Consider the following 20,936-nt stretch of genomic DNA (forward strand, 5'->3'; position numbering starts at 1 on the left):
TCCTTATTTCATCCAGCGTCTTCGGAAGCAATGAAATAAGGATTTTTTCAATTTCTACCGGTCGTATCATTATTATTCATATATTCGCAGTTAATACAAAGAATATTTTATTTAAGATAAAAGGTAAACACTTGAAAGCACACTATAAAACTTCTATAGCCATAAGTCTAATCGTCATTATCGTATTAGTGATCTTACGTACTACTGTTACCGGACAAGATAGCATCAAATTCATCGACGATACCGATGATCAGCCAATCGATCAACAAAACAGCGACTCTATAGACCTTCGTTATTCCAATGAGTACCAAAGTTGGAAACAAACCTCGGACACGACTTTCCGCAGTTTGTTTAATGGGAACCAACAAGCTGATATCTTGGCCGAACATCCCGGAATGATGGTATTATGGGCAGGATACGCTTTCTCCAAAGATTATCTAAGTCCCAGAGGGCATATGTATTCCATAGAAGATCTATACAAAAGCCTGCGGACCGGCGCTCCCATGACCCCGACGAGTGGTCCCCAGCCTGCCGCATGCTGGGCATGTAAAAGTCCGGACATACCCCGCTTATTAACGACCACCAATGCCAAGACCTTATATAAGAAGAAATGGGCGGAGCTAGGCAACGAGATCGTGAATCCAATCGGATGCGCAGACTGCCATGAGCCGCAGAGCATGGGATTGCGCGTGACCCGCTCATTCTTGAAAAGTGCCTATAAGCGCAACGGATTACGTATAGAGGACGCAACCGAGCAAGAGATGCGATCTCTAGTATGCGCCCAATGCCACGCCGAATATTATTTCCAAGGAGAAGATCGTATACTAGCCTTACCTTGGGATCAAGGTTATACAGTAGAAAATATAGAAGCCTATTACGATAGCATAAACTTCACCGATTTCACCCATAAATTAAGCCGGGCACATTTGATAAAGGCGCAACATCCGGATTTCGAGTTATTCCAGATGGGCATTCACGGGCAAAGAGGCGTTTCCTGCAGAGAATGCCATATGCCTGCTGTCGGGGAAGATGAGAACCGGTACAACAACCATCATATCAAAAGCCCGTTGGCGATGATAGACCGTACTTGCCAAGCCTGCCACCGGGAAAGTGAGGAGACCTTACGCAAGGATGTTTATGAACGGCAAAACAAAGTCTACGCCATACGCATGCGTGTAGAGGAAGAATTGACAAAAGCCCATATAGAAGCGAAATTCGCTTGGGACAAAGGCGCTACGGAATCTCAAATGAAAAACGTATTAAAACTGCTCCGGCAGGCACAATGGCGTTGGGACTTCGCCGTGGCCTCACACGGGGCGGCTTTCCACGCGCCCCAAGAAGTCACACGTATCTTGGGCAGCGGACTCGATAAGTCTACCCAAGCCCGCATCCAGATCATGAAGGTCTTAGCGCAGCTAGGCTATACCCAAGACGTTCCGATGCCGGATATCTCCACGAAAGCGAAAGCCCAGCAATATATCGGCCTCGATATGGAAGCCGAGCAACAGGCCAAACAAAAGTTTTTAGAAACCGTCATCCCCCAATGGCAGGAAGAAGCGAGGGCCAATAAACGATTCATCGAAGGTAATTAAGTTCTTTCCTTCAGCTCCAACCCCGGGGTATAAGGTAGCGAGATCGTAAACTTACTACCTACACCAACCTCGGATTCAAGCGATATGCTTCCATGAAACGTATGAACGATACTCTGGCAGATCGCTAACCCCAAGCCTGTACCTTGGGCAAACTCATCTAGTTTCTGGAAACGCTCGAATACCTTTTCCTTTTTATCATCAGGAATGCCCTTACCCGTATCTTTCACGGAAATAAGGATCGATTTTCCATCTGCGCTAAGTTCGTATCCGATCTCGATATATCCCTTAGCGGTAAACTTCACCGCATTATTAATGAAATTGGTACAAACCTGCGTCAACCGGAAATGATCCGAACGGATGATAAGAGGTTCATGGGGAACCCTTATCTTTAACTCCACTCCCTCCGGCATCATCAATTGATGCGTATGGAAGATATCTCCCATCAGTTTACTCAGATCGAGGTTCTCATAAGAGAAAGACATGCTACCGGATTCTATGCGTGATAGATCCAAGATATCGTTGATCAGCTTAAGCAACAGGTCACTGTTTTTGGTAATCAGATCTATAAACTCCGCCTTTTCCTCCGGTTCCAAAGGCATATCCGAATTGAGCAATTGGGAGAAGCCTACGATCGCATTCAGAGGCGTACGTATCTCATGGCTCATATTCGCCAGAAAGACTAATTTCATCCGATCGGATTCCTCCGCTTTCTGGCGGGCGGCTATAAGGCTATTCTCCGTGTCTTTTATCCGCTGGATATTCAAGCATAAGCCACTTACCTCAACAGCTTCGTCACCGGAAACCGAATCTTTCTCATTCTTATTTTGGGCATAGCGAAATTCCCACCACTCATACCCCTTCTTATTAAAGTTACAACGACGTTGCGTCACTTTCCGGGAAAGAAAGCCACTATCCAGCAGATTCCGGTCTCGAAGGAAATTATCCAGTTCTTCAGGATGTATAGCATCCTGAAACTCCTCGATTTTCATCGGTACACAGGGCATACCTAAATAATGGTAGAATCTATTATCAAACTCGAATACCCCTTTGCTATACCGAAAAGCGAAAATGTTGCCGCTATCCAACGCAAAAGAAAGAAAAGTCTTCTCCCTTTTTAACTTCTCCTGCGCATCCTTCTTATGTAAAGCCTCCTGTATATATCGCTTTCTTTGGTAACTAAAAAGCAGAAGCAACATCACCACCAGAATAAAGCCGGCAGCCCATATATAATATTTATATTGAACGACAAACGGCATATTCGCAATAATAGCTCCTTCCGGCAATTTACTACTATCAATGCCCCAACGTTCTAACACACCGTAATCAAAAACATAAGCCTTGTTACTCCCTTCGATTTGCGGAAAATCGGACGGGGGCGTTCCTTTCAAGATAGAGACGACCCGGTTTACAGCCCCCTCTACCTCATCCTTAAAGACAGTGACATACCCGCCAACTACGCCATTCTGATTTCCGATCAACTCATTGATCACGGAGAAACATGGAAAGGCGCTGAGCCGCCCCAACGAGATTGTCATATAATCCCTCTTGGTTGCCAGATACGCTTTATTATAATAATTCTCGCCGAATCCCTTAATCAGGGCATTCGCCGATTTCGTACTGAGTGTGCTTATATACATCGTATCCGGCTTTATCTTAGGTATATCCGATATCGAAATCCCGTTCTTTCCGGATAAACGTACCCGATCCAAGGAATATATATTGTTCACGGCACAAATATCCTGAATCTGCGCATTCATGTCCGCCAGCATCATATTATCCTGAAAGGTATCATCCGAGACTCTTATGACGATGCAATTACCAACAAGCCGCCGTATCAATTCTATATTCCTCTTATAATCCGGTTTATCATAAAAGCCCGTCATATTCGGATATTTCCGGATGATCGGGATATTGGGATAACTAACCCCCATAAACACGACCGGGATCGATTTAGCGAGGGGATGCCTGCTACTTATCAAAGCGTTTAAGGCTTGATCGTCATTGACCAGAATAATATCCGGGTTCCATGTCGATAACCCATTCAGTTTCTTGAATAATTTCTGTCGCTGTTGCTTCTCCGAATATTGCTCACAATCCAAATAAAAAGAATAGACACTCGCATGTATCCCCTTCTTCCGCAATTCACTCGACATGATTTCCTTCATCTTCTCATAGGCGGGAAAATGTTTTTCGTAAGATTGAATCACGAGTATACGCTTCTCCTCCGATAAGTCTGTAGAGGATTTACATGATATACAGGTAACAAAGAGAAATATGATAGATATTATTCCAAATAAGCGCTTAGCTGGCATATCGTTCCTTTAAGGTGTTTTCTATGACTTTACAAAACTAAAGATTTATTTCGTACATTTGAGCATATTTTTCACGAAATACAATCAAAACATCAAATACATGAAACAAGAAATCCAATTAAACGAACACAACAAGCAAGAGTATCCTCCTATGCACACGGCGGAACATATCTTAAACCAGACAATGGTGCGGATGTTCGGATGCCCCCGGTCTAAGAACGCACACATAGAGAGGAAGAAGTCTAAATGCGATTATCTATTGGCGGAGGAGCCTAGCGCAGAGGCCATGGCTGAGGTCGAGAAGAAGATAAACGAGGTGATCGACCGGCACCTACCCGTAACCATCGAGTTCATGCCAAAAGAAAAGGCCGGCGGTATCGTGGATTTAAGTAAATTGCCCGATGATGCCAGCGATACATTACGTATCGTACGCATAGGCGATTACGATGCCTGCGCATGTATCGGATCGCACGTGGCGAATACATCCGAGATCGGACATTTCAAGCTATTGAATTACGACTATGCCGACGGGAGATTACGGCTACGTTTCAAATTGGTATAAAATTTAAAGCAAGCGCAAACAGCCAAATGAAATATTTTGTGTAAGTTTGCAAGCGATTAAAAGAACATTTTAATACAGACATTAAATACAATAGTTATGCAAACAATTGACAATTTCAATTTTGCCGGCAAAAAGGCATTTGTAAGAGTTGACTTTAACGTTCCATTGGACGAAAACTTCAACATCACCGACGACACTCGTATGCGTGCCGCTCTTCCTACATTAAAGAAGATCTTAGCGGATGGTGGTAGCGTAATTATCGGTTCTCACCTAGGCCGTCCGAAAGGCGTTACTGAGAAGTTCTCCTTGAAACACATATTGAAACACCTTTCTGAGTTGTTAGGCGTAGATGTTCAGTTTGCAAACGACTGTATTGGCGAAGAAGCCGGCGCTAAGGCTGCCGCTTTGCAACCGGGCGAAGCTTTGTTGCTTGAGAACCTTCGTTTCTACGCTGAGGAAGAAGGCAAACCAAGAGGTTTGGCTGAAGACGCTTCCGACGAGGAGAAGAAGGCTGCCAAGAAAGCCGTTAAAGAAAGCCAGAAAGAGTTCACGAAGAGATTGGCTTCTTACGCTGACTGCTATGTAAACGACGCATTCGGTACCGCTCACCGTGCTCACGCTTCTACGGCTTTGATCGCTGACTACTTCGATACGGACAACAAGATGTTCGGTTATTTGATGGAGAAAGAAGTGAAGGCTGTCGATAAGGTTATGAACGACATCCAACGTCCGTTCACCGCTATCATGGGTGGTTCTAAGGTTTCCTCTAAGATCGAGATCATCGAGAACTTGTTGAACAAGGTAGACAACTTGATCATCACGGGTGGTATGACTTATACTTTCACGAAAGCGCAAGGCGGTAAGATCGGTAAGTCTATTTGCGAGGACGATAAGTTGGATCTTGCTCTTGATTTGATCAAGAAAGCGAAAGAAAAAGGCGTAAACTTGGTATTGGCTGTTGACGCTAAGATCGCTGACGATTTCAGCAACGACGCTAAGACTGATTTCGCTCCGGTAGATCAGATTCCTGATGGTTGGGAAGGTCTTGACATAGGTCCGAAGACCGAGGCTATCTACGCTGACGTTATCAAGAACTCTAAGACGATCCTTTGGAACGGTCCTACGGGTGTATTCGAGTTCGAGAACTTTACGCACGGATCTCGCACGGTTGGCGAGGCTATCGTTGAGGCTACGAAGAACGGCGCTTTCTCTTTAGTAGGTGGTGGCGACTCTGTTGCTTGCGTTAACAAATTCGGTTTGGCTAACGGCGTATCTTACGTTTCTACAGGTGGTGGCGCTCTTCTTGAGGCTATCGAAGGTAAGGTTCTTCCGGGTATCGCAGCTGTAAAAGGCGAGGCTTACAAATAATCAGATAAGTAAGTGATTTAATAAAAAATCCCCCGGGACGCTCGGTATTCATTGAGATGTCCCGGGGGATTTTCTTTGATTTAGTTCCGTATTAATCTTGTTTCAAGATCAAGGCGGAAGAGGCGCTTACGGTAGTTTTACCCTGTACGGAACCTTTACCGTCCAGATAAATCCGACCATCCTTACAAACCGGAACCCATGTTCCTTCCGGCAGAGAAACCGTTACCGCCTTCCGGTTCCCGTTAAAGATAACCATAATCTTCTTCCAACTATCCCCGTTCGCATGTTCCCCTAAGGTATACGCTACGACACCGGGCTGGTTCACTTCTTGGAATTGAAGGGCCTCCCTCACTCCCTCGGCCGTGGCGATACGGAAAGCCGGGTGCGACTTACGAAGGGCGATCAAATCCTTGTAATAGTTGAAAACATCCTTGTTTTTTGCCTTCAAAGACCAGTCGATCTCATTGATTGAATCGGGCGATTGATAGCTGTTATGTACGCCCTTCTTATCGTGCAGCAACTCCTCTCCTGCCCGCATGAAGGGAACTCCTTGCGAGGTGAAGATGATGGTCTGGGCCAACTTGCCGAATCGTATCAACTCATCCGGGGTAGCGTCTTTCGGGGCCGAGAGCTTCAACTTATCCATCAAACAAAGATCATCGTGGCAAGAGACATAGTTGATCACTTGCGTAGGCTTGTTCGCATAAGGCGCTTTGCAATATAATATTTGGTTATAGTCGATTTGCGGATGGCGGATAGCGCCTACAATACCGAACTTAATAGACTCCTCGTTACCTTCCGGCTTTCCGGAGGCGAAACCGGCCTGTGTAGTCTCGAATACGCTTCCTTTTAAAGCATCCCGCAGGTCATCGCTAAATACGGCCACATCATTCAGTTTCGGGGCGTTTACCTTGATCGCCCTCTGATCCTCCGGTAGCGGGGAATCGCTGGCGGTCCAGCCCTCGCCGTATACGAAGATGGAAGGATCTAGTTTAGCTAACTCGGCTTTTACCTCGTTCATGGTCTCTACGTCATGGATGCCCATCAAGTCGAAACGGAAACCATCCACATGGTATTCCTCGGCCCAATATTTCACGGACTCCACGATATAGCGGCGTACCATCGCCCGCTCCGAAGCGGTCTCATTACCACAGCCGGAGGCATCCGAATAGCTTCCGTCCGGTTTATGACGGTAGAAGTAACCGGGAACGGTCAAACTGAAATTCGACCCATCCCCCACGAAGGTATGATTGTAAACCACGTCCATGATCACACGGATACCATTCCGGTGCAACCCCCGCACCATCTCCTTGAACTCACGGATACGAGCCTCGGGATTGTAAGGATCGGTGGAATAGCTCCCCTCGGGGGCGTTATAGTTCTTGGGATCATATCCCCAATTGTACACATTATCTTGCAAGCGGGTCTCGTCCACCGAGCCATAGTCATAGGAAGGAAGGATGTGGACATGGGTAACGCCCAACTCCTTCAGATGATCCACGCCGGTAGCCACGCCGCCCGGACCTTTCGTGCCGTTCTCCGCCAAGGCGAGAAACTTACCTTTATGCGTCACGCCGGAGTTCGCGGCGATCGAGAAATCCCGATGATGCATCTCGTAGATGATAATATCGGAGAAGCTTTTCAACTCGGGAGATTTATCCGCCTCCCAGCCCTCCGGATCGGTAGCCGCCCAATCGATCACGGCCGCACGGTTTCCATTCACCCCGACGGCTTTCGCCCAGATACCGGGAGTCTCATCCAGCCATTTATCGCCGATACGGATCTGGAAGGTATAGAAGGAACCTTTCAGATCCTCGCTCACGGAGATACGCCACGTACCCTTGTCCGAGGATTTCATCGGCAACCGGCGGATAGGCTCCCCTCCCTCACCGGAGGCGTAAAGATTCAAGCGGACTTCTTCCGCCGTCGGGGCCCAAAGGGTGAACACGGATTTCGTGGGGGAATAGAACAACTCCAGATCGTCTCCCTCATAGGAAGGGTATTCATCAAAGGATTTGTATTCTTTCGGTGAGTTGCAGCTAAGCAACAGCGACAGGTATATAGATACCGGAACTAAGTGTCTCGTCATGGCTGATTCAGTAATTTGTTTTCAATCACAAAGATAGAAGTTTCGAATCGGATTCGCCAACGAAACAGAAAAGAAGAGGCGAAAAATCTACCGCAAACGTTTTCGCCTCTTTCGCTCATTCATGCTATATTAGAACGGAACCTCGTTACTGCTACCTTGACTCAAGAAGTCAGCTCCCGCCGATGGGATCGGGGGCATCGGGTCTCCACCGTTCATGGTCGAGGAGAATTCCCTTACCGCTATATCTTCCTCTACGTTCATAAACTTGGCGAACTCGCTCTTAAAGCGCAGCCGGACATCCCCCACGGCACCGTTACGATGCTTGGCGATAATGATCTCGGCGAGGCCGATCAGGGAATTTCCCCGCTCGTCTTCCGTAATCTTATAATATTCGGGACGGTGGATGAAACATACCATATCGGCATCCTGCTCGATAGCTCCGGACTCACGCAAGTCGGCTAGCTGCGGACGCTTACCTTCCACGCCTTGACGGGCTTCCACACCACGGTTCAACTGCGACAAGGCGATGATCGGGATATTCAATTCCTTAGCCAATCCCTTCAACGAGCGGGAGATCGTACTCACCTCCTGCTCACGGCTACCGAAGTTCATACCGCTAGCGTTCATCAACTGAAGGTAGTCGATAATGATACATTTAATGCCATGCTCGCGCACCAAGCGACGGGCTTTCGTTCGCAGCTCGAAGACGGACAAGCTCGGGGTATCGTCCACGAAGATCGGGGCGTCGTAAAGCTCCTTGATCTTAAAGTCCAACTGTTCCCACTCGTAGCTCTCCAAGCGTCCGCTCTTGATCTTCTCACCCGGTATCTCGCAGACATTCACGATCAGACGGTTTACCAACTGCACGTTACTCATCTCGAGCGAGAACAGGGCGACAGGCGTATTGAAATTCACCGCCATATTCTTCGCCATGGAAAGCACGAAAGCCGTCTTACCCATGGCCGGACGGGCGGCGATAATGATAAGGTCGGAATTCTGCCAACCGGAAGTCATCTTATCCAACCCCTCGAAGCCCGTACGCAATCCGCTCAGACCTTCCTTCTGGAGGGCCGCCTTTTGCAACATCTCCATAGCGTCCTTGATGACGGGGTTGATCTGGGTGACATCCTTCTTTACGTTACGTTGCGAGATCTCGAACAACTTGCCCTCCGCCTCTTGCATCAGGTCCTCTACATCGAGCGTCTCATCAAATGCCTTTCCTTGGATCATCGCCGTGAAAGAGATCAACTCCCTCGCCAGATATTTCTGGGCGATGATACGGGCGTGATACTCGATATGGGCGCTGCTGGCCACCTTGCTGGTAAGTTGAGAGATATAGAACGGTCCGCCTACATCCTCCAATTCTCCCCGTTTCTTCAATTGCTCCGTTACGGTAAGCATATCCACGGGACGTTGGCTCAACGCCAAGTCTACGATAGCGGCATAAATCTTCTCATGCGCTTTCTCATAGAAACACTCCGGCTTCAAGATCTCGCTGACGATCGAGTACGCATCTTTCTCCAGCATCAACGCACCCAACACAGCCTCCTCCAACTCACGGGCCTGTGGCTGAAGACGCCCCATATCGGGGAGCATCTCCACAGGCTTTTTCCTTCCTCTTCCTGTATTTCTTGTTCCTTCTGCCATCATTCTTTCTATTTGGGGAGTCAAAGGTAATATCTTTTACCCATTTCTGAAAAAGATTCTTTATATTTAGGAATTAAAACCTGTCGAATCATGAAAGCGTATTTTATCGGATTAGTTATCATGGGCGGCTGCCTATTATACGGCTGCCATACCAAACAAAAGAAAGGGGAAAACAGTAGCGACTACTCAGCCGACTCCCAATCCATAGCACGGCAAGATACCCTACCGTTACCGACTGATACCCATGCCGCATCTTCAGTTTCCACGGAAGGATGGACCGCCAAGCAGATACGGGACAGCATAGAATTGTTCTTCGGCAAGGAATACGATACCCTTCCCCCGCATCTCCGGAAGATCCGCAGAAACATGGCCTCCCTCTGGAACACGGACGACTCCGTCTTCCTACAGCTTATCATAGTGGAAGCTCCGTATGTAAAAGCATTTAAGACGTACGTATTCGACTCGCCCCTCATCCGGATCGGCGGAGGCCCTTACGACCGGCCACCCGAGGAAGCTATCAGCATGGACACCACCCACTTCTCCATGCGAGTAAGACCGAACGTCTACCCAACCAACATCGAGCGGATCGAGATCGCTATCACCAACCATACCGACCTGGAAGGGATGGGAGGCGAAGAGTATTTCATCGAGCGTTTCGACGGGAGGGCATGGAAAGGAATCCCGCAACCCACCGCCTTCGTCGCTCTCGGCTATCCGATCTTTCCTAACCAGACAAGAGACGATTTCTCGGCCACCTTGCTACCCGAACTCAAGGAAAACCCTCCGGGATTGTACCGGGTGCATAAGAGCGTCAGCACCGGACATGGCGCCGGCCTCGTCCATTACCCTTTAACCGCCACATTCTACCTATCCGATAACCCGGAAGATTATGAGGAATACACACGCTTCGCCAGCCGGCTCCACGAGCCTCGCCCCATGGCCGAGTTCAAGGGAGGAAGAGAAGCCATGATCCGTTTCTTCGAACAGAACCTGCGTTATCCCGAATCTTATAAAGGTACGGGCACGAAGGTACGACTCTTCTACTCCTTCACGATCGATTCCTTAGGAATGTTACAGAATCCCATAAGCCTACCCGAGAATATACTGTATCCTCGCAATACGGGGAAAACCTATGATGAGTTCCGCGATGAAGCCTTACGGGTACTCCAGTTGATGCCCGCATGGGAACCCGCCGTAAACCGTATCCATGGCCCGGCCAGCATAGATACCGGGCTCTTCTTCTACTTCAACGAAGAGGGAAAATGCGGGATTGAATAGACGGCCAGTACTATTACCAGAAGTATCGCAATACTCTCAGAGAAGTAAGCCTATGCTAACGTAAACTGGCAACAATATTGCTGTCAGCATACAGCGACATAACTTTACTTACGTAAAAAAGTATTATCTTTGCACCCGTAAAAAGTAATTTTCAAATTATGGACGACAGTATCCCGCTAGAAACAGAACAGAGTATGAACTAACGAGGCGGAGGGTTTCATTGATCCTCTGCTCGGATTAAACACGAAAGGAGGCAATAATGAGACAATTTCTTTATTGTGAGGCCGGTTATGTGGAGAAGAACCAATGGCTTCCTAACAGTTGGGTAAACGTAGAGTGCCCGACTCCCGAAGATCTTCAATTCTTGATGGATCGATTTAACGTACCCGAATCTTTCTTGAGCGATATAGCCGATACGGACGAGCGTCCCCGTATCGAGTACGAGGGGAATTGGTTGCTTACCATCTTACGTATCCCGTTGCAGAACCAAGATCATGACATCCCGTTCAATACGGTGCCAATCGGTATCATCACGAACAATGAGATCATCGTAAGCGTATGTTACCATAAGACGGACTTGATCCCCGATTTCATCCGCTATACCCAACGGAAGGAACTCCAGATTAAAAACAAGTATGAGTTGATCCTCCGGCTGATCCACTCATCGGCCGTATGGTTCCTTAAATACCTGAAACAAATCAATTACGCCGTCACCGAGGCGGAAAAGGCGTTGGAGAAAAGCATCCGCAACGAGGATCTTCTGGCGTTGATGAAGCTGGAGAAAAGCATGGTATTCTTCAACACCTCCATCCGCGGGAATGAGGTGATGCTGGCCAAGCTCCAGAATATTTTCCAAGAGCCGCAATATATCGACAAGGATTTAGTGGAGGACGTAGAGATCGAGTTGAAACAGGCCCATAACACGGTAAATATCTATAGCGATATTCTTACGGGTACGATGGACGCTTTCGCCTCTATCATCTCCAACAACGTGAACACGATCATGAAACGTATGACATCACTTTCCATTATCTTAATGGTTCCGACATTAATCGCTAGCTTCTACGGGATGAACGTCCCGATCTACATGGAGGATATGCCGCATGGTTTCGTGGTTATCATCTTGCTCTCGATCTTGCTATCCGCTACGGCCTTTTTCATATTCAGGAAGATCAAATGGTTCTAGGATATCAAATAAATAAACCGGACGCAGATCACCCGTGCTTGTCGGTGTCATCTGCGTCCGGTAAATATCAAATTCGGTATATCTTTATCTTGGCTTACTTATGCGTATCCTCGAGGATATAACGCAAGGTTCCGGCATTCACCAATTCCTCTTGCGAGATGGTGTAGCCCTTTAGCTTTTTATCGCCGGCGAAAACGTCCTTGATGTAGATCGCTTCCGGATTACTATGCTTAGACTCGATTACCAATTCGCCTTTAGGATAGAATTTCTTGTCGAGCTGGATCGTAACCTTATCGAAAGTCGGGGAAGTCAATACATAGTTCACGTCGCCCGGACAAGCTGGGTAGAAGCCCATCATGGAGAAAATAGCCCAAGCGGACATCGTGCCTGTATCCTCGTTACCCGGGACACCGTTCGGGGCGTTATGATAGCAATCCTTCAACAACTGACGGACCAACTTCTGGGTACGCCAAGCCTCTCCCTTGAAATAGCTAAACAAATAAGGATAAGCGATATCTGGCTCGTTGGCGGGATCATAATTGCCGTCATCGAATACCTTCTGCAAATGATCGACAAATTTCTTATCGCCTCCCATCAATTTGGCCAGTCCCTTGATATCGTGAGGAACATAAAACGTATAATTCCATGCGTTGCCTTCATGGAAACCGGGACTAGGCTCGAAGTTCTCGCCTTGTTTCGGATCGAACGGAGAGTAGAAGGTGCCGTCCGGCAAGATCGGACGCAGCGTTCCGAACTCCTTGCTATAATAATGTTTGTAACCTAAAGAACGGTCACGGAATAACTTGGCATCCTCTTTCTTACCCAAGGCTTGAGCGAAATTAGCCAAGTTCCAGTCGGCGATATAATATTCCAGCGCATGAGATACGGAGTTATCGTATTGCTCACGCAAAGGAACATAGCCCTTGCTGAAATAATCGTTCGCATCCGGACGAAGCAGGTTGAACTCTCCCGGGGTAGTAGCGCCTTTACGCATCGCCTCATAAGCGGTTTGCTCATCAAAGTCACGCAAGCCGCGCATCCATGCGTCTACGATATACGGGATCGAGGGATCGCCCTCCATCGTAAAGGTCTCACGTCCGTAAAGCTCCCATTTCGGTAACCAACCGTTTTCCCGGTACATATCCAGCATCGTACGGATAATATCCAATTGACGCTCCGGATAGAGCAAGGTCATCAGGGTACTTACGTTGCGGTACGTATCCCACAAGGAGAAGACCGTATAACGGTTTCCGGTGGTATGGCCTACTTTCAGGCTCTCCATCATCGGGTACTCGCCGTTCACGTCTTGCAGGATATTCGGATGGATCAGCAAATGATACATACCGGTATAGAATATCGTTTTCTCGTCTTTCGTACCCCCTTCCACTTGTACCTTGGAAAGATCCTTGTTCCACATCGTACTAGCCGCCGTACGGACCTTGTCGAAATCGAAGCCGGGCTGCTCCGTATTCATGTTCAGGCGGGCGTTCTCGATGCTCACGTACGAGATACCCATCTTCACCTCGATAGCCTCGCCCTCGTCCGTATCGTAATCGAACCATACGCCGACATCGTCTCCGCTCATCTCACGGGTATAACTGGTATATAACTTATACTTGCCGGAGTAGATATCCCATTCGGCCTCTACCCCCTTCATCTCACGTTGTTTCTTCCAATAACCCATCTTCTTCGGGGCCTTGTTTACCTTCATCACGAAGTAAACCGGGAATACGGCCTGTGGATTATAGCAGAACGTACCTAAAAGCTTACTCCCCTCGATCTCCGTATCATTCACGATACGTACCGTGGCGCCGGTCTCGTTCGTCAAGCCCTCGCCTAGGTTCAAGAGGATATGGCTCTTCCCTTTCGGGAAGGTAAAACGGCTCAAGCCCGTACGCATGCTGGCAGTAGCCTCCGCCTTGATATTATACTTGGTCAAGGTATTGCTATAATAACCGGGGTGAGCCACCTCGTCCTTGTACTCACTGCCGTAAGCCTTATAGTCCACGTTCAACTCGCCCGTTGTCGGCATCAATAGCAAACCTCCCAGCTCCGGGCATCCCACGCCGCTCAAGCTACCGTGGGCGAATCCCGTAAAGAATTTATTGTCTGCCGAGTAAGGAGTAGACCACCATTGACTATCCTTGTCAAAACGATTCTTCTCCGACCCCATGACGTTGAAAGGAACCACGCTCATCATACCCTGCGGACAAACCGCGCCGGGATTCGTCGTACCGTAATTGCTCGTACCGATGAAGGGGTTCACATAATCTACCGGTTGCTGTGCCGTAGCGAACAGGCTACCACACAACAGGAAGGTCATTAGCTGTTTCTTCATTTGATAAATGTATTTTAGTTGATAATTAATTGATTCATACTTACCAGATCACGATCTCATCCGTGAAGATGAAACCCTTATTCGCCTCTTTTGCCTTGATACGGATATAACGGGCTTTCCAATCGCCGTTAAACGTATACTCCTGAAAAGACAGGTCTTTATCCGTATTGGATATCGTAGTAGGGATAACTCCCTGCGAGATATAGCTCTCCCTGTCTTCCGATGTCAGCAACTCCACCTCTCCCGGTTGGTACACGCCCGGGCCGATCAATTGCATAAAGCGGGACGATACCTTATGGATATCCGTCACCTCGCCCATGTCCACCACGCAATCCAAGTCATTCAAATAACCCTGCCAACGGCCGTCCAGATAAGTCAAGCCTCCCCTGTAGCCGTCCAGCAACGCGTTCATGCCACCCGCCATATAACCGCTATACAGCTTACTATTATAATGTATAGGCTTATTGATACCCCGGTGATAATCCACCTTCTTCTCGGTAGGCGTTCCTTGAAGCTGCCCGTCACGGAAGATAGCGGCCTTGATATCAGCGGAGTCTTTCACCACGATCGGACCGTCATAGACCCGGGAAGAGGCGGTGGGAATAGAACCGTCTGTCGTGTAACGTATCTCCGCCGGATATTTCTCCGCATCCAACATGACCTTGATCTCTCGCCGCAAGGTATCTACCTCCATCGTGGTCTCGATCTCGTCCGAGAGCGTGAACGTATGGATACCCATCCGTTGCAGAACCGGGATATTCGCGTTCATACGAGGCTTAAAATCCTCCCAACTACGATCCTCTTGCGGAGTCCATCCAATCTCGGCGACCGCCAAGGCACGAGGGAACATCATATACTCCAGATGCTTCTCATCCTTGATATACTCCGTCCATGTATTCGCCTGTACCCCTAGGATATGCTTACTTTCCTCGGCAGTCAACGAATCCATAGGCACCGGATTATAACTGTACGCCCGCTTAATCGGCGTATAACCACCGATGGCATACGGCTGTGTCTTCGGATCGGCTTGATAGAAATCGAAATACATATAACCACCCGGTGTCATAACCACGTCGTGTCCCATGCGGGCGGACTTGATTCCCCCTTCCTCGCCCCGCCAAGACATGACGGTAGCCTCCGGAGCCAAGCCCCCTTCCAGAATCTCATCCCAACCGATCAATTTGCGGCCTTTGGAAATCAGGAATTCCTCGGCACGATGAATCATATAGCTCTGCAACTCATCCACGTCCTTCATCCCGTTCCGGCGCATCAAACCTTGACATTTCGGGCAGGTCTTCCAAGCTCCCTTCCCGGCCTCGTCTCCCCCGATATGGATATATTCGGAAGGGAACAACTCGATCACCTCGGACAATACATCCTCCATGAACGTAAACGATTTCTCGTTGCCGATGCAGAAATCACCCGTCGTATAAGGTTTGCCGGCACAACTCAACTCCGGGTACGCCACGAACACCTCGTCCGAATGCCCCGGGAATTCGATTTCCGGTATTATATTAATATGCCGGGCCGTAGCGTAATCCACGATCTCACGGATATCTTCTTTCGTAAAATAACCGCCATATGCCCCCGGAGTTCCTTCCGGCAGATACTTGCGATCCTTTCCATCCCACCATTTCTGCCAATCAGATTCCGTACGGAAAGCCACGTCCGTAGTCAGTTTCGGATATTTATCCATCTGGATACGCCAACCACCGGCATCCGTCAAATGCATATGAAGCGTATTCAATTTATAATAAGACATGACGTTCAATAACTTCATCACCTCCTCTTTCGGGAAGAAATGACGGGAGACATCCAGATGCAAGCCACGATACGGGAAACGGGGATTATCTTGGATCGATACGCAAGGAATCCCTTTCGACGTATACAGCTGGCGCAACGTTTGTTCCCCGTAAAACAATCCGGATTTAGAGGCGGCTCTCAACTCAATCCCCTTCTCGGTCACGTCCAACGCATATCCTTCCGGATTCCCGCCATTAAAAGACTCATCGACCACGTAACGGATCGTACCCGATTGATCATTCCCGAATATGAGATTACTATCTACTTTGAAATAACCGCCAGTCACCTCGATATGGGCCGGCTTAGGGATTAAATTCACCTGCGGAACCTCCTTGGGAGCACAGGAAAAAAGTAGTGAGGAACAAGCGAGAGCAAGTCCGGTTACTTTCATGCAAGACCGTTTTGGCAACGTCATAATACTTATTTTTTAGTTGTGTTATTCTTGGTGCGTAAATATACAACAATAATAGACAATATCAAAAAAGCGGAAAGACTATCGTCTCCCCGCTTCAGAGTTATTTTAAGATGTATATCTTCTAAAATTAACGTCTAGGAATTGCTTCTTTTACAACCATCTGACGACCTTCGTACTCAGCTTGGTTTAATTCCTCGATAGCTTTTTGAGCCTCATCAACGTTAGGCATTTCAGCGAAAGCGAAACCCTTAGAACGTCTAGTATCACGATCAACAATTAACTTTACTGAATCAACAATACCATACTCTTCTAATACTTGTTGCAAATCAGATTCTCTTACTCGATAACTCAAGTTTCCAATGTAAATATTCATACGAAAAAAATTAAAAATAAATTAATAATAAAACAAGTGATGTTAGTGAAGATCGATTTCTAGAAGAATATATTATCATTACTGAGAATAGAAACTCGAAGATAAAGAGCAAGACAAACTATCTTTTGTTTGTTGCTACAAAGGAAAGCATTCTTTTTGGATTACCAACTATAAAACCTAATTTATTTTCAAAATAATTCACTTTATCTTCAGAAGACTACTTATATGAGCTAACGAGACTATCTGCGTGAACCGCATAAAAAGAAGAGAATCTAATTAAAGATCCTCTTCCCTATTTGAAAAAGCCGCACTGTAGATATGAACAAACTCCGTATGACAGGATTTGAGTGCTTTGCCACCTTTGTAATCCGCCGTGCTAAGCATACCCCGAAGGGTGCGGCCCGCCATTGGCGACAAGAGCTATGTCTCGGAATTAAAATAAACTGATGAGTTTCCCAATCGAACAAGTGCGGCTTAACTCATTCCCTGTTTATCTTTTTCTTGTTACAAAGATATGTAATCGTATCGACATAACCAAACAAAAACAACAAAAAAAGAGCCTCCTTTTCGGGGAGGCTCTTTATTAACTATATAGCAAAAATCTTATTTTACTTTAGCTACGATAGCCTTGAATGCTTCCGGATGGTTAACGGCCAAGTCTGCCAAAACCTTACGGTTGATCTCGATACCGGCAGCGTGCAAAGCACCCATTAGGCGAGAGTAAGACAAACCTTCCATACGAGCGGCAGCGTTGATACGCTGAATCCACAAAGCACGGAAATTACGTTTCTTGTTACGACGGTCGCGGAAAGCATAAGTCAAACCTTTTTCCCATGTATTCTTCGCTACGGTCCAAACGTTCTTACGTGCACCATAATAACCACGGGTTAGTTTTAAAATCCGTTTTCTTTTTGCTCTTGAAGCAACATGATTTACTGATCTAGGCATAATTCTAATCTGTTTTGAATGTTAGCGTCATCTCGTAGGATGAACTTGATTGCTAATGCATTCGGTTAATAAAAATCGTTATAAAACTCGCTTAATGAATAAAGATTACTTCATGCAAAGCATCTGCTTTACGTTGCTTACGTCAACACTAGCTACCAAACCCGTGTGAGTAAGATTTCTCTTTTGCTTCTTAGTCTTCTTTGTTAAGATATGACTCTTAAAAGCGTGTTTTCTTTTGATCTTTCCTGATCCGGTAAGGGCGAACCTCTTTTTGGCACCGGAATTAGTCTTCATCTTAGGCATTTTCCAATTATATTTTAATTATTAAACTTAACCTCCCTTCTATCAGGGACGGATTTTATTCTTCTGTTTTCTTATCACCCTCACTTTTAGGCTTAGGTGTCGTAATCACTTTCTTTACAACTTTCGGAGCTGCGGCCGCAGCCGGGGCTGAACCAGTGCCCGCTTTCTTCGGAGTAAGCATGATAATCATACGTTTTCCCTCCAGAACCGGCAACTGCTCTACTTTTCCATAGTCCTCCAAATCGTTGGCAAAACGAAGCAGCAAGACTTCTCCCTGTTCCTTGAAAAGGATAGAACGGCCTTTAAAGAACACGTAGGCTTTGACCTTCGAACCTTCCTCCAAAAATCCCTTAGCGTGCTTCAATTTAAAATTGTAATCATGATCATCTGTCTGAGGCCCGAAACGAATCTCCTTCACGACCACTTTCACAGATTTCGCTTTTTGCTCTTTCTGACGCTTTTTTTGCTGATAGAGGAATTTTTGGTAGTCGATTACTCTACAAACGGGGGGCGCAGCATTTGGTGAAATCTCGACTAGATCCATCCCCTGCTCTTCCGCTATTTTCAGCGCTTGAGCGATCGGATAAACACCCGTCTCAATATTGTCACCTACTAAACGAACTTCACGAACACGAATACGTTCGTTGATTCTATACTGTTCTTTCAGATTGTCATTCTTCATTCAAAAAGATTTATTCTCCTCGTTATTAGTTATTTAATCATTACTTTTTTGCCAGCGATTCATCATTTCCTCTACCTCGCCATTCAAAAGCGCTGCAAAGGTAGCAATTTTCATCGAACCTTTATCACCTTCGCCCTGTTTTCTTACAGAAACTTCACTATTTTCTGCTTCTTTTTCTCCAACGATGAGCATATAAGGGATTCTTTTCAATTCATTGTCACGAATTTTACGACCGATCTTCTCATTTCGGTCATCTACGATAGCACGGATTTCCTGATTACCCAACTCACGCGCGATTTGCCAAGCGTAATCATTAAACTTCTCGCTGATCGGCATGATACATACCTGCTCCGGAGTCAACCACAACGGGAACTTTCCGGCGGTGTGCTCGATCAATACGGCAACGAATCGTTCCATGGAACCGAACGGCGCGCGGTGGATCATAACCGGACGGTGCTTCTGGTTGTCGGCACCCGTATATTCCAATTGGAAACGTTCCGGTAAGTTATAGTCTACCTGAATCGTACCTAACTGCCAACGGCGGCCGATAGCGTCTTTCACCATGAAGTCGAGTTTCGGACCGTAGAAAGCGGCCTCTCCATATTCGATCTTAGCTTTCAAGCCTTTTTCCTCACAAGCCTCTACAATCGCTTGCTCAGCCTTCTCCCAATTCTCGTCGCTACCGATATATTTCTCACGGTTCACCTTGTCACGCAAGGAGATCTGAGCCTCGAAGTTCTCGAAATTCATCGTCTTGAATACGATCGAGATGATGTCCATCACGTTCAAGAATTCCTGCTTTACTTGATCGGGGCGGCAGAAAATATGAGCATCATCCTGCGTAAAGCTACGTACACGGGTCAATCCGTGCAACTCTCCGCTCTGCTCATACCGGCAAACCGTACCGAACTCAGCGAGACGCAACGGCAGGTCCTTATACGAACGAGGAGAGTTTTTATAGATCATACAGTGATGAGGACAGTTCATCGGTTTCAAGAAGTATTCCTCACCCTCCTCAGGTGTATGGATCGGTTGGAAAGAATCCTTTCCGTATTTAGCGTAGTGGCCGGAGGTAATATACAATAATTTATTACCGATCGGCGGACACATTACCTCTTGATAATTATAACGAGCTTGGATACGACGCAAGAACTCTTGCAGACGCAAACGCAAGGCGGTACCTTTCGGCAACCACATCGGTAAGCCCTTACCTACCGTATCGGAGAACATGAACAAGTCCATTTCCTTACCGATCTTACGGTGGTCACGTTTCTTGGCCTCCTCCAACAATGTCAGATACTCATCCAACATCTTCTTTTTCGGGAAAGTGATACCATACAAACGAACCAATTGCTTGCGTTTCTCATCGCCACGCCAATAAGCGCCGGCTACGCTCAATATCTTGACAGCTTTCAGATAAGAGGTATTCGGTAAGTGCGGCCCTCTACACAAGTCCGTAAAAGAACCCTGTGTATAGGTAGTGATCGTACCGTCTTCCAACTCACTGATAAGCTCTGTTTTATACTCTTCACCTCTATCGCCGAACATCTTCATGGCATCCGCCTTGGTAATGTCCTGACGTTTGATCTCTTCTTTCTTGGCTACCAGCTCAAGCATCTTAGCCTCGATAGCAGCGAAATCACCCTCTTTGATCACGGCCTCGCCCGGATCCACGTCATAATAGAAACCGTTCTCGATCGCCGGACCGATACCGAATTTAATACCCGGATATAATTCCTGCAAAGCCTCTGCCATAAGGTGAGCGCTGGAATGCCAGAACGCATGTTTACCTTCCTCGTCTTCCCACTTCAAAAGTTTCACCGTAGCGTCGTCGTTGATAGGACGGCTTAAGTCCCAAACCTCCCCATTCACGCTTGCGGCTAGGACTTCCTGTGCCAAACGAGAACTAATGCTTTCCGCTATCTGCATAGCAGTCGTTCCCTTTGCATATTCTCTTACGGAATTGTCCGGAAATGTAATCTTTATCATATTCTATTCTCTAAAATTCTTTATATTCAGCCCACAAAGTTAATATTTCTT

At 47.0% G+C, this 20,936-nt stretch carries 15 protein-coding genes; 5 read left to right on the top strand and 10 right to left on the bottom strand.

Annotated elements, in window-relative coordinates:
* Positions 1-131 precede the first annotated feature (131 nt).
* Positions 132-1,592, top strand: coding sequence for an ammonia-forming cytochrome c nitrite reductase (gene nrfA, locus NBH07_RS03500; protein ID WP_009017261.1), 1,461 nt, complete (start codon positions 132-134; stop codon positions 1,590-1,592).
* Here nrfA and NBH07_RS03505 read toward each other — a convergent pair.
* Positions 1,589-3,904, bottom strand: a complete 2,316-nt coding sequence (locus NBH07_RS03505) for a sensor histidine kinase (protein WP_009017260.1) — start codon at positions 3,902-3,904, stop codon at positions 1,589-1,591. The genes nrfA and NBH07_RS03505 overlap by 4 nt on opposite strands.
* A 100-nt stretch (positions 3,905-4,004) precedes the next feature.
* On the opposite strand from NBH07_RS03505, the gene NBH07_RS03510 reads away from it, so the two are divergent.
* Both NBH07_RS03510 and NBH07_RS03515 read left to right on the top strand, forming a co-directional pair.
* Positions 4,005-4,466 carry an alanyl-tRNA editing protein gene (locus NBH07_RS03510; RefSeq protein WP_009017259.1) on the top strand — a complete coding sequence of 154 codons (462 nt, stop codon included), beginning with the start codon at positions 4,005-4,007 and terminating at the stop codon, positions 4,464-4,466.
* Positions 4,467-4,562: 96 nt separating this feature from the next.
* Positions 4,563-5,834 carry a phosphoglycerate kinase gene (locus NBH07_RS03515; protein WP_009017258.1) on the top strand — a complete coding sequence of 424 codons (1,272 nt, stop codon included), beginning with the start codon at positions 4,563-4,565 and terminating at the stop codon, positions 5,832-5,834.
* Between the two features lie 91 nt (positions 5,835-5,925).
* Here the strand turns inward: NBH07_RS03515 and pulA are convergent, their stop codons facing one another.
* Entirely contained in the window at positions 5,926-7,923 is a 1,998-nt protein-coding gene (gene pulA, locus NBH07_RS03520) for a type I pullulanase (protein ID WP_009017257.1), read from the bottom strand.
* A 129-nt stretch (positions 7,924-8,052) separates the two neighbouring features.
* On the bottom strand, positions 8,053-9,570 hold the full coding sequence (dnaB, locus tag NBH07_RS03525; RefSeq protein WP_008772408.1) for a replicative DNA helicase: 1,518 nt from the start codon (positions 9,568-9,570) through the stop codon (positions 8,053-8,055).
* Between the two features lie 90 nt (positions 9,571-9,660).
* Here dnaB and NBH07_RS03530 point away from each other — a divergent pair, with 90 nt between their 5' ends.
* Positions 9,661-10,848: an immunoglobulin-like domain-containing protein gene (locus NBH07_RS03530; protein ID WP_039848597.1), complete on the top strand. Its 1,188-nt coding sequence runs from the start codon at positions 9,661-9,663 to the stop codon at positions 10,846-10,848.
* Between the two features lie 259 nt (positions 10,849-11,107).
* A complete protein-coding gene (locus NBH07_RS03535; RefSeq protein WP_008772410.1) occupies positions 11,108-12,034 on the top strand; it encodes a magnesium transporter CorA family protein in 927 nt (308 codons plus the stop codon).
* Positions 12,035-12,128: 94 nt separating this feature from the next.
* On the opposite strand, the gene NBH07_RS03540 is transcribed toward NBH07_RS03535, so the two are convergent.
* From NBH07_RS03540 to thrS, 7 genes are all read right to left on the bottom strand, one after another.
* On the bottom strand, positions 12,129-14,372 hold the full coding sequence (locus NBH07_RS03540; RefSeq protein WP_005857676.1) for a GH92 family glycosyl hydrolase: 2,244 nt from the start codon (positions 14,370-14,372) through the stop codon (positions 12,129-12,131).
* Between the two features lie 40 nt (positions 14,373-14,412).
* A complete protein-coding gene (locus NBH07_RS03545) occupies positions 14,413-16,590 on the bottom strand; it encodes a beta-N-acetylhexosaminidase (protein ID WP_009017254.1) in 2,178 nt (725 codons plus the stop codon).
* Between the two features lie 127 nt (positions 16,591-16,717).
* Positions 16,718-16,963, bottom strand: coding sequence for an RNA-binding regulator (gene rbp, locus NBH07_RS03550; protein ID WP_005857680.1), 246 nt, complete (start codon positions 16,961-16,963; stop codon positions 16,718-16,720).
* Positions 16,964-17,566: 603 nt separating this feature from the next.
* Entirely contained in the window at positions 17,567-17,911 is a 345-nt protein-coding gene (rplT, locus tag NBH07_RS03555; RefSeq protein ID WP_005857682.1) for a 50S ribosomal protein L20, read from the bottom strand.
* A 105-nt stretch (positions 17,912-18,016) separates the two neighbouring features.
* A complete protein-coding gene (rpmI, locus tag NBH07_RS03560; RefSeq protein WP_005857684.1) occupies positions 18,017-18,214 on the bottom strand; it encodes a 50S ribosomal protein L35 in 198 nt (65 codons plus the stop codon).
* A gap of 55 nt (positions 18,215-18,269) precedes the next feature.
* Positions 18,270-18,896 (bottom strand): translation initiation factor IF-3, encoded by a 627-nt coding sequence (gene infC / locus NBH07_RS03565; protein WP_008779711.1) that lies wholly within the window; start codon positions 18,894-18,896, stop codon positions 18,270-18,272.
* A gap of 33 nt (positions 18,897-18,929) precedes the next feature.
* Positions 18,930-20,885 carry a threonine--tRNA ligase gene (gene thrS, locus NBH07_RS03570; RefSeq protein ID WP_009017253.1) on the bottom strand — a complete coding sequence of 652 codons (1,956 nt, stop codon included), beginning with the start codon at positions 20,883-20,885 and terminating at the stop codon, positions 18,930-18,932.
* Positions 20,886-20,936 lie beyond the last annotated feature (51 nt).

The organism is Parabacteroides sp. B2-S-102 (assembly GCF_023656665.1).
Classification (GTDB): domain Bacteria; phylum Bacteroidota; class Bacteroidia; order Bacteroidales; family Tannerellaceae; genus Parabacteroides; species Parabacteroides distasonis.

What these genes read in the sequence shown, in the direction of transcription:
- rbp (WP_005857680.1), bottom strand. Translation starts at nt 16,963, where the DNA reads ATGAATATTTACATTGGAAACTTGAGTTATCGAGTAAGAGAATCTGAT.
- NBH07_RS03530 (WP_039848597.1), top strand. Translation starts at nt 9,661, where the DNA reads ATGAAAGCGTATTTTATCGGATTAGTTATCATGGGCGGCTGCCTATTA.
- pulA (WP_009017257.1), bottom strand. Translation starts at nt 7,923, where the DNA reads ATGACGAGACACTTAGTTCCGGTATCTATATACCTGTCGCTGTTGCTT.
- infC (WP_008779711.1), bottom strand. Translation starts at nt 18,896, where the DNA reads ATGAAGAATGACAATCTGAAAGAACAGTATAGAATCAACGAACGTATT.
- NBH07_RS03510 (WP_009017259.1), top strand. Translation starts at nt 4,005, where the DNA reads ATGAAACAAGAAATCCAATTAAACGAACACAACAAGCAAGAGTATCCT.
- dnaB (WP_008772408.1), bottom strand. Translation starts at nt 9,570, where the DNA reads ATGGCAGAAGGAACAAGAAATACAGGAAGAGGAAGGAAAAAGCCTGTG.
- thrS (WP_009017253.1), bottom strand. Translation starts at nt 20,885, where the DNA reads ATGATAAAGATTACATTTCCGGACAATTCCGTAAGAGAATATGCAAAG.
- rpmI (WP_005857684.1), bottom strand. Translation starts at nt 18,214, where the DNA reads ATGCCTAAGATGAAGACTAATTCCGGTGCCAAAAAGAGGTTCGCCCTT.
- NBH07_RS03545 (WP_009017254.1), bottom strand. Translation starts at nt 16,590, where the DNA reads ATGACGTTGCCAAAACGGTCTTGCATGAAAGTAACCGGACTTGCTCTC.
- NBH07_RS03505 (WP_009017260.1), bottom strand. Translation starts at nt 3,904, where the DNA reads ATGCCAGCTAAGCGCTTATTTGGAATAATATCTATCATATTTCTCTTT.
- NBH07_RS03540 (WP_005857676.1), bottom strand. Translation starts at nt 14,372, where the DNA reads ATGAAGAAACAGCTAATGACCTTCCTGTTGTGTGGTAGCCTGTTCGCT.
- rplT (WP_005857682.1), bottom strand. Translation starts at nt 17,911, where the DNA reads ATGCCTAGATCAGTAAATCATGTTGCTTCAAGAGCAAAAAGAAAACGG.
- NBH07_RS03515 (WP_009017258.1), top strand. Translation starts at nt 4,563, where the DNA reads ATGCAAACAATTGACAATTTCAATTTTGCCGGCAAAAAGGCATTTGTA.
- NBH07_RS03535 (WP_008772410.1), top strand. Translation starts at nt 11,108, where the DNA reads ATGAGACAATTTCTTTATTGTGAGGCCGGTTATGTGGAGAAGAACCAA.